Here is a 15,834-nt window from a genome sequence, read left to right as displayed (position 1 = left end):
ATTATAACTGTTGAATTGGGAGCGATAGAGAGTGTGAATTTTCCGTCAAAGTCAGTAATGGTTCCGTTTGTTGTTCCTGATTCAACAACATTCGCACCGATAATTGGTTCTCCGGAAGCATCTGTTACTGTTCCGGTAATTGTCTTCTTAGCTTGTTGCGTTTCTGTAAAGGAGGAGGAGTCATTTGTTGTATGAGCAGCTAACGCTTGTGTAATCCATATAGGAGAACAGAGTGTTAGCGCGAACAAAAACAATCTCCTAAACGTACTTTTCATACTTTTGTGCATCATAATTTAGTAGATTAATAAGGTTAATAACTAATTTGAAACACAAATGTATTGGCATAAGTGTATCTCAAAGGGGGGATTTTGTCCAAAACATATGCATATATTGTCCGGCAACGTAGATTTAACAGCTCTTTGATGGCCTTATTAATGGAGGAATCTTTTACTTTTGTTTTATTGTTTCATTAAAGTCAATGGGTATGAATATTCTTAAATTTGAGGGAAGTAAGGCTACGCTGGTTGGGGCTACTATTCAAAGACGACTAATCCGGACAAACAACCTTATGACGGTTATCGTTGATTTTTCTGGTGGACCGATGTCTGAGCCTGATCCTTATCATAGTCATCCGCATGAACAAACCTGCTATATTGCTTATGGGGAGGTGTTGTTTCTGGAAGAAGGAGAAGAGCCTGTCCGGTTGAAAGCCGGAGATCTGTTTGCCGTAGCCTCCGGAAAGAAGCATGCGATACAACTGCTCACGCCAACCGCAAGACTGATTGATAGTTTTAATCCTATTCGGGAAGATTTTCTATAAATATATAATTGTATGAAGAAGATAATAAGTCCCTGGGTGGACAGGGACGAATATATGTGTTTTGCTTGTTCGCCAAAGAATGACCATGGTCTTAAAATGGAATTCTTTGAGGATGGTGATGATATTGTTTCCATTTGGAAGCCGACAACTTATGCCCAGGGTTGGGTGAAGACATTGCATGGAGGAATACAATGTACATTGATGGATGAAGTAGGAGGTTGGGTGATTACGCGAAAATTGCAGACTGCAGGCGTAACGTCCAAATTAGACGCAAAGTTTATCAAGAGTATATCTACAGATGAACCCCAACTCACCATACGGGGAAGGATCAAGGAACAGAAAAGAAATGCTGTGTTTTTAGAAGCGGAAATATACAATTCAAAAGGAGAAATATGTGCAAATGCCAATATGCTCTACTTTACGATCAGTAAAGAAAAAGCACTTCAGGATTTCTCCTTTGTTGAATGTAAAACGGAAGGCGAATAACGCGTCTGACTCTTCTAAGGAATACGATATCTGCCTCCGGGAAGAGCTTTCACTTTGCCCTCCATCTCCAGTTCGAAAAGGAGGACGGATAGTTCGGAGATGGTTACTTCAAGTTCGATCGCCAAATCGTTGATATGCATTTCCTTCTTTTGGCGGATCAGGGAGGTTACCGGATTATCGTCGTCAATATCAGTAAAAGATAATTCTGCCTGTATCACCTTTGGCTTTTCTTCCCAGTTCATCGCTGAAATAAAATCGGCCGCAGAAGTGATCAATCCCGCTTTGTTTAATTTGATCAGTTTGTTGCACCCGCGGGATTGCGGGTCGGACGTTTTCCCCGGAAAGGCAAAGACATCGCGGCTATAGGAGAAAGCGATATCGGCAGTAATCAGTGATCCACCCTTTTCTGCCGACTCGATTACAATTGTTGCGTCTGCTAATCCTGCAACGATCCGGTTCCTTTTTACAAAGTTTTGCCGATCCGGATTTGTTCCACTTGGATAGTCGGTCAGCAAACCTCCTTGTTGGAGCATTTCTATCGCTACAGAACGATGAACTCCGGGATAAATCCTGTCTAATCCATGTGCCAGTACAGCAACTGTCGATAAATTATTTTTTAAGGCAGCTTTATGAGAAAATATATCGATTCCGAAAGCCAAACCACTTATGATCTGTATATCCGGGAATGCCGCACATAAATCAGAAACAAATTGTTCTGTCATGTCTCTGCCGTAACTTGTCGCATTACGCGTTCCCACTATACTCACGGTTCGTGTTTTGTTTAAATCTATATTCCCTTTAGAATAGAGCAGGAGAGGAGCATCTACACATTCCCGAAGTCGATAAGGATAAGCATTATCTGTGATGAAAAGGCCGCTTATCTGATTCTTCTCCATGAAAGCGAGTTCCGATTCTGCCTGTGTGAGAACTGCCGGATTCTTTATCTCTGCTGCTGTTTTTGCTCCTATTCCGGGAACTTTTTCTAACAAACGTTCTTTTTCGGAAAAGATGGCTTCTGCTGTTCCGAAATACTCCAATAGTTGACGGCTGTGGACGCTCCCCACCCCGTATATCATGGTTAAGGCAATTTGGTATAACATGTAGTTTTGGTTGGTCGTTGTTTTATTTATTCTTTCTCAATAAGATGATCAAAGTATTCTCCCCGCGTTAATTTCCCATTTTCCACAACCACCGTATCGACAGTACCTTTAGCTGCCAATACATGATCAGGCTCCCGGTAAATTTCCTGTTCGAATACTAACTTGGGACCATTTTTTCTAAGATTCAGATAGGACGAGAAGTGATCTCCGCTATGAAGAGAAGTCCGATAATGAATTTCTACACGCGACACAAAAGCATCAACACCATTATCATGCATTGCTCCGAAGTTTTCCCCTAAAGATTCGAGAAACTCGTGGCGCGTATGTTCCATATAATGTTGGTAATTGGCGTTGTTTACGACGCCCTGCAGGTCGCATTCATAATCCCGAACCTTCATATCGAGTTTGAACAAATATTTTTTCATTATTTAAATTCCTTTACGTTGTTAACAACAAGTTTGTACATTCTGTCCGAAGGACGAATTTTCTCTTTCCCTTTTACCTTGAAAGAAAAACGTTCGCCACGTACCGTTTCTTCAACCGGCTTGAGATCAACGCGTATCTCTTCTATTGTCTGCATCAGGGCTCCTGTCGTAGGCCCGGTAATCAGAATTTCATCGCCGACTTTAAGCGTTTGTGATTCCATTTCAAATTCAGCGACTCCAAGCTCACTAAAATATTTAATCGCTTTGGCAACATAGACTTTCTTCTTTGTGGCGCTTGAGCCGTAACGGCTTGTCCATTCTCCCAAACGCTGCCCAAGATAATAACCATCCCAGAAACCGCGATTGAATACCGTCGCCAACCGTTCATCCCAGATGGCAACTTTCTCTTCGCTGAATGTTCCGTTGCAGTAGGCTCTGACTGCATCTTTATAACATTCGGATACAATACGCACATATTCCGGGCCGCGTGCGCGACCTTCTATTTTGAACACCCTGACCCCTGCATCCATCATCTTATTCATAAAATGGATCGTCTTTAAGTCTTTAGGCGACATAATATATTGATTATCTATATCCAATTCTATATCCGTATCTTTATCCTTTACCGTATAACCCCTGCGGCAGATTTGCGTGCAAGCTCCCCGATTGGCTGAAGCATTCATTTCATGCAGACTCAGATAACATTTTCCCGAGACTGCCATGCACAAAGCACCATGCGCAAACATCTCGATACGGATTAGTTCTCCTTTAGGCCCTTTGATCTGTTGAGCTACTATTTGTTCATAAATCTCGTGTACTTGCTCCAGATTAAGCTCGCGGGCAAGAACAACCACATCCGCAAAATGAGCATAAAATTTCAGCGCTTCTACATTCGATATATTCAACTGAGTAGAAAGATGCACTTCCTGGCCGATGCTGTTGGCATAATTCATGGGTGCAACATCTGCTGCAATAACAGCCGATATTTCAGCTTCTTTTGCCGCGTCGATAATCTGCCTCATGAGATCGAGGTCTTCTCCGTAAATAACGGTGTTTACGGTCAGGTAACTCTTTATTCCGTGTTCGCGACAGATCTCCACAATCTTGCGTAAGTCTTCCGTTGTAAAATTATTAGCTGAGCGGGCACGCATATTCAATCCCTCAATACCAAAATAAATCGAATCGGCTCCCCCTTGTATTGCAGCAGCAAGCGATTCATAAGAACCGACAGGCGCCATTATTTCAAAATCCTTCTCTGTCAAAGTCGTATTGTTTAAATAATTCAGACTGCAAAGTTACAAATAATAACGGTATGTGCTTTTGACTGATTATCCGATAAGTATATACCAAAACAATCATTCTTACTTTCTTTGAAATATAATAAATTAATGTATTTTTGCCCAACAAACTTATAGTTGATAAAACAAATACAAACAATAACAAACGATTAGTAACATGGGACATAATAAAATAATTGGAGAGAAGATCCGGAATATCCGCGAGTCGCAACAATTATCGATAGAAGATGTAGCAGAACGCTCCGGTTTAAACATGGAACAAATCAAACGAATTGAAGATAATACCGATTTCCCTTCCTTAGCTCCGTTGATTAAAATCGCTCGGGTATTAGGTGTCCGTCTCGGAACTTTTTTAGATGATCAGGCAGAACTCGGTCCTGTTATCTGTCGTAAGTCTGAGGCAAGTCACGCAAAGAGTATCAGTTTTTCTAATAATGCAACTCAGACCCGCAAACATATGTCTTATCAATCCCTTTCGCAAGATAAATCCGGGAGGCATATGGAACCTTTCCTTATTGATATAGAATCTTCAAAGGGGGCTGACTTTATTATGTCCACCCATGAAGGGGAGGAGTTTATTTTTGTGTTGGGAGGAATTGTTGAGATTAATTATGGAAAAAATACGTATATCCTCGAAGAAGGAGATAGTATTTATTATGATTCTATTGTTGCCCATCACGTACATGCCGCCAATGGTGGCACTGCTCGTATTTTGGGCGTTATTTATACTCCTTATTGAAGAAGCCTATGGAACTGCAGAATAAAACCATCGGAGAATGGGTTGAACATTGGGCTCAGTTGACTCCCGACAAAGAAGCTATTGTTTATTCGGACAGAGATTTACGATTTACTTGGGAAATGCTGAATGAACGTGTGGACAAAATGGCTAAAGGCTTGTTGTCTATCGGCGTGAAAAAAGGTACGCATGTCGGAATCTGGGCAACGAATGTGCCGGATTGGCTGACTTTCTTATATGCCGGTGCAAAAATAGGAGCAATACTTGTCACTGTAAATACAAACTATAAGCAACACGAATTAGAATATCTGGTTGAAAATGCAGATATCCATACCTTATGTATTACGGAAGGAGTTTTCGATAGTAACTATGTGGACATGGTTTACGCTATGCTTCCCGAACTGAAAACATCGCAACGCGGATTTCTCAAGAGTGAGCGCTTTCCCGAGCTAAAGAATGTGGTTTACATCGGTCAGGAAAAGTATAGAGGGATGTATTGTACTCCTGAATTATTACTTCTTGGAGAGAATATAGAAGATACCGTTCTCATAAACGCGAAACAGCAAGTGACTTGTTACGATGTGGTTAATATGCAATATACTTCGGGTACAACCGGATTTCCGAAAGGTGTTATGCTGACCCATCATAATATAACGAACAACGGATATTTCACCGGTGAAGGAATGGGGGTTACGGCTGATGACAAACTTTGTTGTTGTGTACCCCTGTTTCATTGCTTCGGGGTGGTGTTAGCGACGATGAGCAGCCTGACTCATGGTAGTACGCAGGTGATGGTTGAACGATTTAATCCACATGTTGTACTGGCTTCCGTGCATAAAGAACGATGCACGATGCTTTACGGTGTTCCTACCATGTTTATCGCAGAAATGAATCATCCGATGTTTGATATGTTTGATCTTACGTCGCTTCGAACAGGAATTATGGCAGGTGCGCTTTGTCCTATCGAGCTGATGCGTGCCGTTACGGATAAACTACATATTACACATATCACGAGTGTTTACGGTCTGACGGAAAGCTCACCTGGAATGACACATTCGGTATTGAGCGATTCGTTTGAAAAACGCTGTACAACGGTGGGTAAGGAATATCCATTCACGGAGGTGCGGATTATAAATCCCGAAACCGGAGAGGAATGTGCCTTTGGTGAACAAGGTGAAGTTTGCTGTAGAGGATATCTGATCATGAAGGGCTATTATAAGAATCCGCAGGCAACAGCTGAAGTTATCGACAAAGACGGTTGGCTTCATAGTGGCGACTTAGGAATCAGAGATGAGGATGGCTATTTCCGCATCACCGGAAGAATCAAAGACATGATCATTCGCGGCGGGGAGAATATCTATCCCCGTGAAATTGAGGAGTTTTTGTATCATCTGAAAGGTGTGAAAGACGTACAAGTAGCCGCTGTCCCATCGAAGAAGTATGGAGAAGAAGTCGGGGCTTTTATCATCTTGCATGAAGGAGCAACACTAACCGACGTAGAGGTGCGCGATTTTTGTCGCGGTAAGATTTCCCGCCACAAGATACCTAAATACGTATTCTTTGTCGAAACATTTCCAATGACCGGAAGTGGAAAAATCCAGAAGTATAAATTGAAAGATGTTGCCTTAGAATTACTCGCCGAACAGAATGTTGTTCCGATATAATAATTAAGAAAAAATAACAAACCGAAAAAGAAGACTTTACTTGGGCATTAACAGCCCCCTTCAGACAGACTATAGTCTTTGGGGAAAAACTAAGTAGTCTTTGGGAAAAAAGACTACTTAGTTTTAAAAAAAAGGCTCTGGTCATATTTTTGAGGGAGCTGTTAAGGTTCGATTTTTATATCGGACTTTAACTTTTCAAGGCTCTGTTTTTTGCATTATTTCACAAATAACGATAAGCCCGAATCAATTAGATATAGCGTTCGTTAAGGCTACTTTTTCATGAAAGAACTACTCCCTTACTTGTCGAGAAATTTAAAAGAGGTATCTTTACGACATAAATCTTTTTAATACATTCATTTATGCCAGAATTATTTCCAACTAATCTGCCTTATAAAGTGGCGGATATTGGTTTGGCGGATTTCGGTCGCAAAGAGATCGAAATAGCCGAACACGAAATGCCGGGATTAATGGCTTTACGTGCTAAGTATAGCGGACAACAACCGCTGAAAGGTGCGCGTATCACCGGCTCACTGCATATGACGATTCAGACAGCAGTGTTAATCGAAACATTAGTTGCGTTAGGCGCTGACGTGCGCTGGGCAAGTTGTAACATCTTCTCTACACAGGATCACGCCGCAGCAGCTATTGCTGCAACAGGGGTTCCGGTATTTGCCTGGAAGGGAGAATCCCTTGAAGAATACTGGTGGTGTACGGACATGGCGATGCGTTTCCCTGACGGGAAAGGGCCTCAGATGATTGTGGATGATGGGGGAGACGCTTCCTTGCTTGTACATTGGGGATATCGTGCAGAGAACGATGCTGAAACAATTAACCGTAAAGGAGGCAATCACGAAGAACAAGTGATTCTTGATACGGTACATCGTATTTTAGCAGAAGATAATACCCGTTGGCATCGTACGGTTTCCGAAATGAAAGGGGTATCGGAAGAAACAACTACCGGTGTTCATCGTCTGTATCAGATGATGGAAAAAGGCGAATTGCTTGTTCCTGCTATCAATGTAAACGACTCGGTTACAAAGTCGAAATTCGATAATTTATACGGTTGCCGCGAATCATTAGCCGACGGCATCAAACGTGCTACGGATGTGATGATTGCCGGTAAAGTTGTTGTTGTTGCCGGTTATGGCGATGTCGGTAAAGGTTGTTCGCATTCTATGCGTTCATACGGAGCTCGTGTGGTGGTGACTGAAATCGATCCGATCTGTGCCTTGCAAGCTGCGATGGAAGGATTTGAAGTAACAACGATGGAAGAAGCCGTAAAAGAAGGGAACGTTTTTGTGACAACAACCGGGAATCGGGATATCATCACGATCGAACATATGGCTCAGATGAAAGACCAGGCAATAGTTTGCAATATCGGTCATTTCGACAACGAAATACAGGTGGACAACTTAGTTAATTATCCCGGAATTAAGCATACGAACATCAAACCGCAAGTGGACAAATACACATTCCCAACCGGAAACTCGATCTTCCTGTTGGCCGAAGGACGTTTAGTTAACTTAGGCTGTGCAACCGGTCATCCTTCTTTCGTAATGAGTAACTCCTTTACCAATCAGGTATTGGCTCAGATTGATTTATGGCAAAACAACTACAAAGTTGATGTCTATCGTCTGCCCAAGTATTTAGACGAAGAGGTTGCTCGCCTGCATCTGGAACGCATCGGAGTAAAACTCACCAAACTAACAAAAGCGCAAGCCGACTATATCGGAGTATCCGTAGATGGTCCGTATAAGGCTGATCATTACAGATATTGATTTATTATCTTATTCTTTGCCCCTATGTTCTTTCTTCCGGTAACTATCGAAAGAAAAATATAGGGGTATTTTTGTGATGTCAAATACCGTAAAGAGAGAACTTATAGTAAAGTCGGGAAGGGATTAAAAGTAAAATAAGAAAAACGTTATTTTACTTTTGTGCATGAAAGTAAAATAACAGTATCTTTGTTTTATTTTGCAATAATAAAAATAATTATGATTGAACTAGAAAAATATCAAGCAGGCCATTTTGAAAAAACATTAGGGTATAAGTACTTTGTGCCAACTACAATTAATGAAGAATGGACTTGGCAATCCCCTGTTATAAACCAATTATTGGAAAAAGCGGCTGTAAAGTTAGGAGAATTAAATTCTTTTGCGAGATTAGTTCCAAACATAGATTTGTTTATTCAATTACACGTTACTAAGGAGGCCGTTGTGTCGAGTCGGATTGAAGGGACGCAAACTAATATGGATGAAGCTCTTTTACCCATAGAAGAAATACGACCTGAGAGAAAAAATGATTGGCATGAGGTAAACAATTATATTAAAGCAATGAATATTGCCGTTGAACAGTTAGAGAATCTTCCTATCTCTTCACGGCTATTAAAAACAGTTCATAAAATACTCCTTCAAAGTGTTAGAGGAGAACACAAATTACCTGGAGAATATAGGAGTAGTCAGAATTGGATAGGAGGTAATTCACTAATGGATGCAGTATTTATACCTCCTACTCATTCATTTGTTAATGAGTTAATGGGAGATTTAGAAAAATTCCTCAACAATGAGGAACTTCACGTTCCTGCGTTGATTCGTATAGCAATAGCACATTATCAATTTGAAACCATTCATCCTTTTCTTGATGGAAATGGACGTATTGGTCGATTAATGATTACATTGTTCTTAGTTTCAGAGAAGATATTGGGACAACCCTTGCTTTATTTATCTTATTATTTTGAAAAGAATAAGAGTCTCTATTATGACAATTTAAGTATGGTACGTACTAATAATAATATGATACAATGGATAAAATATTTTCTTGTAGGAGTGGAACAGACTGCTGCTAAGGCGGTTGAAACTCTCTCTGAAATACTAACTTTAAAGGCGCAAGTTGAGGACAAAATAAAAATATCATTTGGTAGACGAAGTAACTCAGGTCTTATTTTTATCAATTCATTATTTAAAAATCCGATTGTTTCTATAGAACAGACTGCTGCAATTTGTAATCTTAGTTATAAAGCGGCAAATGATCTTGTTTCGGCTATGCAGAAACAGGGCTTCTTAAAAGAGATAACAGGGCAAAACCGAAATCGAATATTTGTTTTTGAGCAATATCTGAAAATTTTCGGGATGTAAAAATATCAAGCAGGCGAATAATGAATTAAAATACTTTGTACTTTTGTATCATCATTCCGGTGCATTCGTCTAGTGGTCTAGGACGCCGCCCTCTCACGGCGGAAACTCGGGTTCAAACCCCGGACGCACTACCATTTTAAAGCTTGCCTTACTTTGGGTGGGCTTTTTCTTTTATCGATCAAATACCCATTTTGTTGAGAGGAAGTAAAATATGACGATTTTCGGTCGATATTACATTTATATTTAATATTTTTATAACGCCTATTTGATTTTATCTTTCTTTTTTGATTAAAGAAAAACTCACAAGAAAAGATTATGATTAAACACTTGTCAGACAGGATCGAAAAATTGAAAGACAATATTCAAACAGAAGAAGCAACAAAAAATGCTTTTGTTATGCCTTTTGTCCAATCGTTAGGATACGATGTCTTTAACCCTCTTGAAGTGGTTCCTGAATTTACCTGTGATATAGGCACAAAAAAGGGAGAAAAAGTTGATTATGCAATTTTAAAAGATAATCAACCGATTATTCTTATAGAATGCAAAAACTGGAATCAGGATTTGAATCTTTTTGATAATCAATTGTTGAGATATTTTCATGTCACCAATGCTAAATTCGGTCTTTTAACTAATGGTATAATATATCGGTTCTATACTGATTTAGAGGTACCCAACAGGATGGATGAAAAACCTTTTCTTGAAGTAAATCTTTTAAATATTAAGAGTAACCAGATCGATGAGATAAAAAAGTTTCATAAAACATATTTTGATTTAGATAACATTTTGAGTTCAGCAAGTGAACTTAAATATACGGGTGAATTGAAGAATGTCTTGAATAAAGAATTCAATTCTCCAAGCCCCGAGTTTACAAAATATTTAACTAAAATGGTTTATCCAGGGACTGTAACAGCTAAAGTATTAGAACAATTTGAACCATTAGTGAAAAAATCAATATCAGGATTAATTAGTGATGCAATATCTGACCGTTTGAATACAGCACTTAAAACTGAAAAAGAAGAACAAGAAAAGGAAATACAACTTTCACAGAAAGATATAGATGTTGATATTGTTGAAAATAAAATAATAACAACCAAAGAGGAATTGGAAGCTTTCTATATTGTAAAATCTATTATTAGACCTGTTTTTAGATGTGATCGAATTTTTTATAGAGATGCTCAATCCTATTTTTCTGTTTTAGTGGATGATAATAATAGAAAACCCGTTTGTAGGCTATACTTAAATTCTCCGACTAACTGGCAAATATCATTTGTTGGGGATGATAAGAAAGAGGTGAAATATAAAATACAATCTTTAGATGAAATTTATAACTATGCTGAAGAAATATTAGGTTCGGCTGGTAAGTTTATAATATTAGAATAATGCTTTATTAAGCATGATTTTGCTTGACTGATATATAATTGATTCTCCCAGTATCAATTCTATAACGCAACAAAGGTTTCTTCTCAAAGAAACTTTTGTTATGTTTGTAGTAATATTTCTAAACATTATGTGTATCTACTCAATTGTTATTCCGGTGTATAATCGTCCGGAAGAAGTCGATGAACTGCTGGAAAGCCTTACGCAACAGACGTTCACGGATTTTGAAGTCATCATAGTCGAAGACGGATCGAAAATTCCGTGTAAGGATGTTGTGGATAAGTATGATGGACAGTTGAAGATACGTTACTTTAATATTGAAAATTCAGGACCAGGGCCTGCCCGGAATTATGGAGTACAACAAAGTTCGGGAATTTTTGTGATCATTCTGGATTCCGACTGTATTCTTCCTCCGTCTTATCTGAAAAGTGTAGATCATTCATTTAAGCATTATAATGCAGATGCTTTCGGTGGAGCAGACCGTGCACATAAAGATTTTTCAGCAACACAAAAGGCGGTAAATTATGCGATGACTTCGTTCTTTACAACGGGAGGTATCCGTGGAAGCAAAAAGAAATTGGATAAGTTTTATCCGCGAAGTTTTAATATGGGATTGAAAAAGACGGTTTATGAAGCGTTGGAGGGATTTTCCAGAATGCGCTACGGAGAAGATATTGACTTTAGCATCCGTATTTTTAAAGGAGGTTATTCTTGTCATTATTTCCCGGATGCTTGGGTGTATCATAAACGGCGTACGGACTTTCGCCAATTTTTTCGTCAGGTTAATCATTCGGGAAAAGCGAGAATTGATTTATTCATTAAATACCCCGAATCGTTGAAGCCTGTTCATTGCCTCCCTGCGCTTTTCACAGTAGGTCTGGCGATCATTCTGGTAGCTTCTGTTTTTTATCCGCCAATATTGATTCTTCCCGTAATTTATATGGTCGCTCTTTTTGTCGATTCGCTGATGAAGAATAAAAGTCTGAAAGTAGCTCTGTTGTCAGTACCCGCCTCTTTTGTACAATTGACGGGTTATGGGACTGGCTTTATCTCTGCGGTTTTTAGCAAGTTGGTTTTTGGTAAAAAGAAGAGTTCCCGCTGATCGTTTATCAACGGGAACTCTTCGCGCAATTTTATTATTGAGGGCTGCTTTGGCCTCCGCCTCCGCTACCACTGTCTCCACTCTTGCTGTCATCATTTGTAATGCCTCTACGCACTTTTTTAATCTGTCCTTTCAGATTTCCGAACGTATAAGATACACGGATGCTAAAATCCCGTGTTCTCCAATTATTTATAAATTTGTTTTTAAACGTTTCATCTTCTGTGTTGGATTCATATTTCAGCGTTTTCCAGAACGGACTATTTGCTGCTAATGTGACAGTCAGTTTCTTCTTCAGGAAGTCTTTGCTTAGGTTTAGCCCTGTGAAATATTGGCTACCACCTTTCCCTTGTAACATAATCCATGGAGAATAATAACCGCCATATACACTAAAACGAAAATCCTTTGGAAGGTTGAACTGTAAATTCGAATAGACATTAGCGCGGAAACCATCATTTTTTAAATTTCTCGATTTAGCTTCATATTCAACATATCCTCCTCCACCATTTACTGTGATGTTAAAAAGTGGTACCGGATTCCAACGTGCATACAGATATAAACCAATATTCTGACGCTTACCTATATTGTCAAATGTTGATACATAGACATTGGCATCATTTATGAATGTATAACGTTCAATCGCATTGTTTACAAAACTATAATATCCGTTAATGTTTAAATTGAACTTTTGTGAGAACATACTGTAGTTCATGTTGATATTATGGCTTTTTTCAGAATCAAGATACGGATTACCATAGGAAATGTTCTGCGGATCTTGTTCGTTAATATACGGATTCAGATACCAGATGCTTGGACGTTGGATACGCATATTATATCCCAAACGTATCTGCTGAGCCATGCTGAGCATATAAGAAACTGTTGCACTGGGTACAACATCAAAATAATCTGTCTTAAAATTTTGTTCCGGAGTATTCTGAAATTTAACATCAACGTTTGTTCCTTCTGCTCTTACACCTGCTTTATAACCAAATTTTTTGTATTTGATAGCATATCCCGCATATCCTGAATAAATATGTTGTATATGATCAAAATTAGTAGATCCGGAAGTTTGGTTCCATTGTTGAGTGGCGTCATCAAAAACCCGGATATCGGCATCACTTACATTTTGACGAAGGATATACTTTACTCCAGCCTCTAATGTATGATCTTTAAACAAAGGAGTAGTATAATCGATTTGCCCCGTGTGTTCATCTGTGTAAGCGTCGTTGTCGTCTTTACGGGGGAATATAGAGGCATAAGGATAATTCACGACGTCTTTAAGATATGTCGAAGACTTGCTTCCGTCGGGAGAATGGCTGAATTTATAGGAGATTGTCAATAATTCATCTTTCTTCTTTGTGGAATGTTGATAGTCCAGATTAATATCTGTTGACCCAAATGTGTTTTCACCTTCTGAGTATCGTCTGTAGGAATAATCATTTTGAGGATTCTGAGGATTGATTGACTCAACATCCTGCTCTGATTTATTCGTCATGTTACCATTAAATAGATTTACGCCTAAACTTAATAAATTCAGTGTGTCTATTTCATAGCTTGCTTCCAATGAACCAAATTGAAATGGCCCTTTATGTTTGCTCTTTCCTATTTGATTGATATATTGTTTATCTCCTATTTTATTCTCTTGATGAGACTCTGTGTCTGTCCAGGGACTTTTGTTGTAATTGTAATTGTAATTAGCAGTCAATCCGAACTTACCTGCTTTAACTGAAATATTTCCCCCACCTCCAAGGCGACCTAATGCGCTTGCGTTAGCACGCACGGTTCCGGTATATCCATCTAATGTATTCCTGTTGGTGATGATGTTAATGATACCACCTACTCCTTCTGCATCGTATTTTGCTCCCGGTTCGGTAATTACTTCAATGTTTTTTATAGAATTGGCCGGCATACTTTTTAAAGCGTCAGCCGCATTTTGTCCGGATAATAGTGTAGAAGGTTTCCCATTTAAGTAAATCTTGTAATTGCTGGAACCCTTTAACTGGATTTGGTCTTCTCCATCTACTGTTACCATAGGCACCTTTTTCAACATATCAAGAGTATTACTGGTAATAGCTTCCGGATCATCCTCCAGACTGTAAGTCAATTTATCTATTTCCACTTTAACCAATGGTTTTTGAGCAGTAACTGTTACCTCTCCCAAGCGCTGATTCTGTTCTTGCATAACTAATTTCCCGAGGTTTACGGTTTTCTCTCCCTCTTTCAGCGTAAAAGATTTAACCCCTGGTGCCTTTCCTACAGATTGAGTGGTGATTACATAAGAACCAGGCTGATTTAATGTTGTCTCAAATTTGCCATCAACATCACTCGCTAATAGCCTTACTGGTTTCCCAGGATTAGTAGCTAATACGATACTTAATGTAGCGTACGGAACGGTTTCGCTGGTAAGCGAATCAACGACCTGTCCTTTTATGATAAAAGAACCGGCTTTGTCTGACTGTGCATGCACGGATAATGCCGCGAACAAGAGCAGAACAATCAAGCAACATGTTTTCTTCATTGATTAAAGAATGAATTGTTTTTTTATTAGTTTTTAAAGCACAACGACAAATATAACAGAAAGATAATCCCTACGACTGCTTCGTAGATTAAAGATAACTAAAAAATGTATTTTGATGTTGTTGAAGATTTCTGTATTACCTATATTTGTGTATGTCAAATAATTAAAAATCAATCAGTATGAGCCGTTTCTTCTTTATTTTTATGACTTTTGTTATCTCAACTGTTGCGTATGGGCAAAAGCCTAAAGATGTAAAACTTAGTGAGCCGGATAAAACCGGAGGTAAGCCGATCATGCAGGCATTGGCCGATCGTCATTCTGATCGTGAGTTTGATTCAAAGGAATTGAGTGTACAGGATATCTCTGATTTATTATGGGCTGCCAATGGTATCAATCGTCCGGATGGTAGGCGTACTGCTCCGTCGGCATTGAACAAACAAGATGTAGATATATACGTGCTGACAAAAGATGGAGCTTACTTATATGACGCTTCAACGCATACCTTAAAAGGTGTTGCTGTAGGAGATCATCGCGGTTTGATAAGCGGACGTCCATCAAACACCCCTTCTGCAACACCTCCTGTTGGCTTGGTATTAGTTTCTGATTTATCTAAATTTGGTGCAAATGTGGCGGATAGGGCTTTTCAGATGGGAGCCTTAGACGCAGGAATAGTGTCTCAGAATATTAATCTGTTTTGTGCCGGAAAAGGTTTTTCAACTGTTCCCCGTATGTCGATGGATAACGACGGACTAAAGAAAACTTTAAATCTGAAAGAATCGCAGATACCGATGCTGAATAATCCTGTAGGTTATCCTAAAAAATGAATTTTAAATTAAGAGCCTGTTTTAATTTTTATAGGATATTTCTTGAGGGCTTGTTTCGGTCTTCTTTCGTTTTATTTTTTGCTTATCTGCATCTCCGCATTCAATCACATAGCCCGCTATGCTCATTCATGCGGATATACAACTAAACAAAAAATAAAACGAAATAAGCCACGAATAAAAATTAAAACAGGCTCTAAGAAAGAAAATAACGATCACCAATAATTAATTATTTAAGTTTCGCAAGTTCAACTTGCCAGTTTTAATTTGTAAATATCAAAAACATGCTTGATCTCTTCAGACCTGTTTATAATAGCATCATAGATATCCTCGTCTGTCAATCCGAAGAGGTTGGC

At 39.0% G+C, this 15,834-nt stretch carries 14 protein-coding genes and 1 tRNA gene; 10 read left to right on the top strand and 5 right to left on the bottom strand.

Annotation, left to right across the window (positions count from 1 at the left end; translation table 11 throughout):
* Positions 1-275, bottom strand: a 275-nt coding sequence (locus tag PHT93_RS13670) for a carboxypeptidase-like regulatory domain-containing protein (protein ID WP_300243996.1), incomplete at its 3' end; no start/stop codon positions are given.
* 209 nt (positions 276-484) lie between these two features.
* Here PHT93_RS13670 and PHT93_RS13665 point away from each other — a divergent pair.
* Positions 485-820 (top strand): cupin domain-containing protein, encoded by a 336-nt coding sequence (locus PHT93_RS13665; protein WP_300243994.1) that lies wholly within the window; start codon positions 485-487, stop codon positions 818-820.
* A gap of 12 nt (positions 821-832) precedes the next feature.
* Complete coding sequence (locus PHT93_RS13660; RefSeq protein WP_300243993.1) at positions 833-1,306, top strand: PaaI family thioesterase; 474 nt, start codon at positions 833-835, stop codon at positions 1,304-1,306.
* A 14-nt stretch (positions 1,307-1,320) separates the two neighbouring features.
* On the opposite strand, the gene dprA is transcribed toward PHT93_RS13660, so the two are convergent.
* The 3 genes from dprA to PHT93_RS13645 are packed head-to-tail and all read right to left on the bottom strand — an operon-like array spanning position 1,321 to position 4,093.
* Positions 1,321-2,406 (bottom strand): DNA-processing protein DprA, encoded by a 1,086-nt coding sequence (gene dprA, locus PHT93_RS13655; RefSeq protein WP_300243991.1) that lies wholly within the window; start codon positions 2,404-2,406, stop codon positions 1,321-1,323.
* Positions 2,407-2,432: 26 nt separating this feature from the next.
* Positions 2,433-2,831, bottom strand: a complete 399-nt coding sequence (locus PHT93_RS13650) for an acyl-CoA thioesterase (protein WP_300243989.1) — start codon at positions 2,829-2,831, stop codon at positions 2,433-2,435.
* Positions 2,831-4,093 (bottom strand): peptidase U32 family protein, encoded by a 1,263-nt coding sequence (locus PHT93_RS13645; RefSeq protein ID WP_300243987.1) that lies wholly within the window; start codon positions 4,091-4,093, stop codon positions 2,831-2,833. The genes PHT93_RS13650 and PHT93_RS13645 overlap by 1 nt, the downstream gene beginning before the upstream one ends.
* A gap of 193 nt (positions 4,094-4,286) precedes the next feature.
* Here PHT93_RS13645 and PHT93_RS13640 point away from each other — a divergent pair, with 193 nt between their 5' ends.
* From PHT93_RS13640 to PHT93_RS13610, 7 genes are all read left to right on the top strand, one after another.
* On the top strand, positions 4,287-4,868 hold the full coding sequence (locus tag PHT93_RS13640) for an XRE family transcriptional regulator (RefSeq protein ID WP_300243985.1): 582 nt from the start codon (positions 4,287-4,289) through the stop codon (positions 4,866-4,868).
* 8 nt (positions 4,869-4,876) lie between these two features.
* Positions 4,877-6,529, top strand: coding sequence for an AMP-binding protein (locus PHT93_RS13635; protein ID WP_300243983.1), 1,653 nt, complete (start codon positions 4,877-4,879; stop codon positions 6,527-6,529).
* Between the two features lie 359 nt (positions 6,530-6,888).
* The gene (ahcY, locus tag PHT93_RS13630) at positions 6,889-8,307 is read left to right on the top strand and encodes an adenosylhomocysteinase (RefSeq protein ID WP_300243981.1); all 1,419 of its coding nucleotides are present in this window, start codon (positions 6,889-6,891) and stop codon (positions 8,305-8,307) included.
* A gap of 216 nt (positions 8,308-8,523) precedes the next feature.
* A complete protein-coding gene (locus PHT93_RS13625; RefSeq protein WP_300243980.1) occupies positions 8,524-9,663 on the top strand; it encodes a Fic family protein in 1,140 nt (379 codons plus the stop codon).
* A gap of 58 nt (positions 9,664-9,721) precedes the next feature.
* Positions 9,722-9,797: transfer RNA gene (locus PHT93_RS13620), tRNA-Glu, on the top strand.
* Between the two features lie 181 nt (positions 9,798-9,978).
* Positions 9,979-11,043, top strand: a complete 1,065-nt coding sequence (locus tag PHT93_RS13615; protein WP_300243978.1) for a type I restriction endonuclease — start codon at positions 9,979-9,981, stop codon at positions 11,041-11,043.
* A gap of 127 nt (positions 11,044-11,170) precedes the next feature.
* Positions 11,171-12,142 (top strand): glycosyltransferase, encoded by a 972-nt coding sequence (locus tag PHT93_RS13610; RefSeq protein WP_300244000.1) that lies wholly within the window; start codon positions 11,171-11,173, stop codon positions 12,140-12,142.
* Between the two features lie 34 nt (positions 12,143-12,176).
* Here the strand turns inward: PHT93_RS13610 and PHT93_RS13605 are convergent, their stop codons facing one another.
* Positions 12,177-14,657: a TonB-dependent receptor gene (locus PHT93_RS13605; protein WP_300243976.1), complete on the bottom strand. Its 2,481-nt coding sequence runs from the start codon at positions 14,655-14,657 to the stop codon at positions 12,177-12,179.
* A gap of 203 nt (positions 14,658-14,860) precedes the next feature.
* On the opposite strand from PHT93_RS13605, the gene PHT93_RS13600 reads away from it, so the two are divergent.
* Positions 14,861-15,481, top strand: coding sequence for a SagB/ThcOx family dehydrogenase (locus tag PHT93_RS13600; RefSeq protein WP_300243998.1), 621 nt, complete (start codon positions 14,861-14,863; stop codon positions 15,479-15,481).
* The last annotated feature ends 353 nt before the right edge of the window (positions 15,482-15,834 follow it).

Source organism: Massilibacteroides sp. (assembly GCF_028705895.1).
Lineage (GTDB): Bacteria > Bacteroidota > Bacteroidia > Bacteroidales > Tannerellaceae > Massilibacteroides.
The sequence above is the reverse complement of the archived record's forward strand: the minus strand, read 5'-3'. Positions and strand labels throughout refer to the sequence as shown.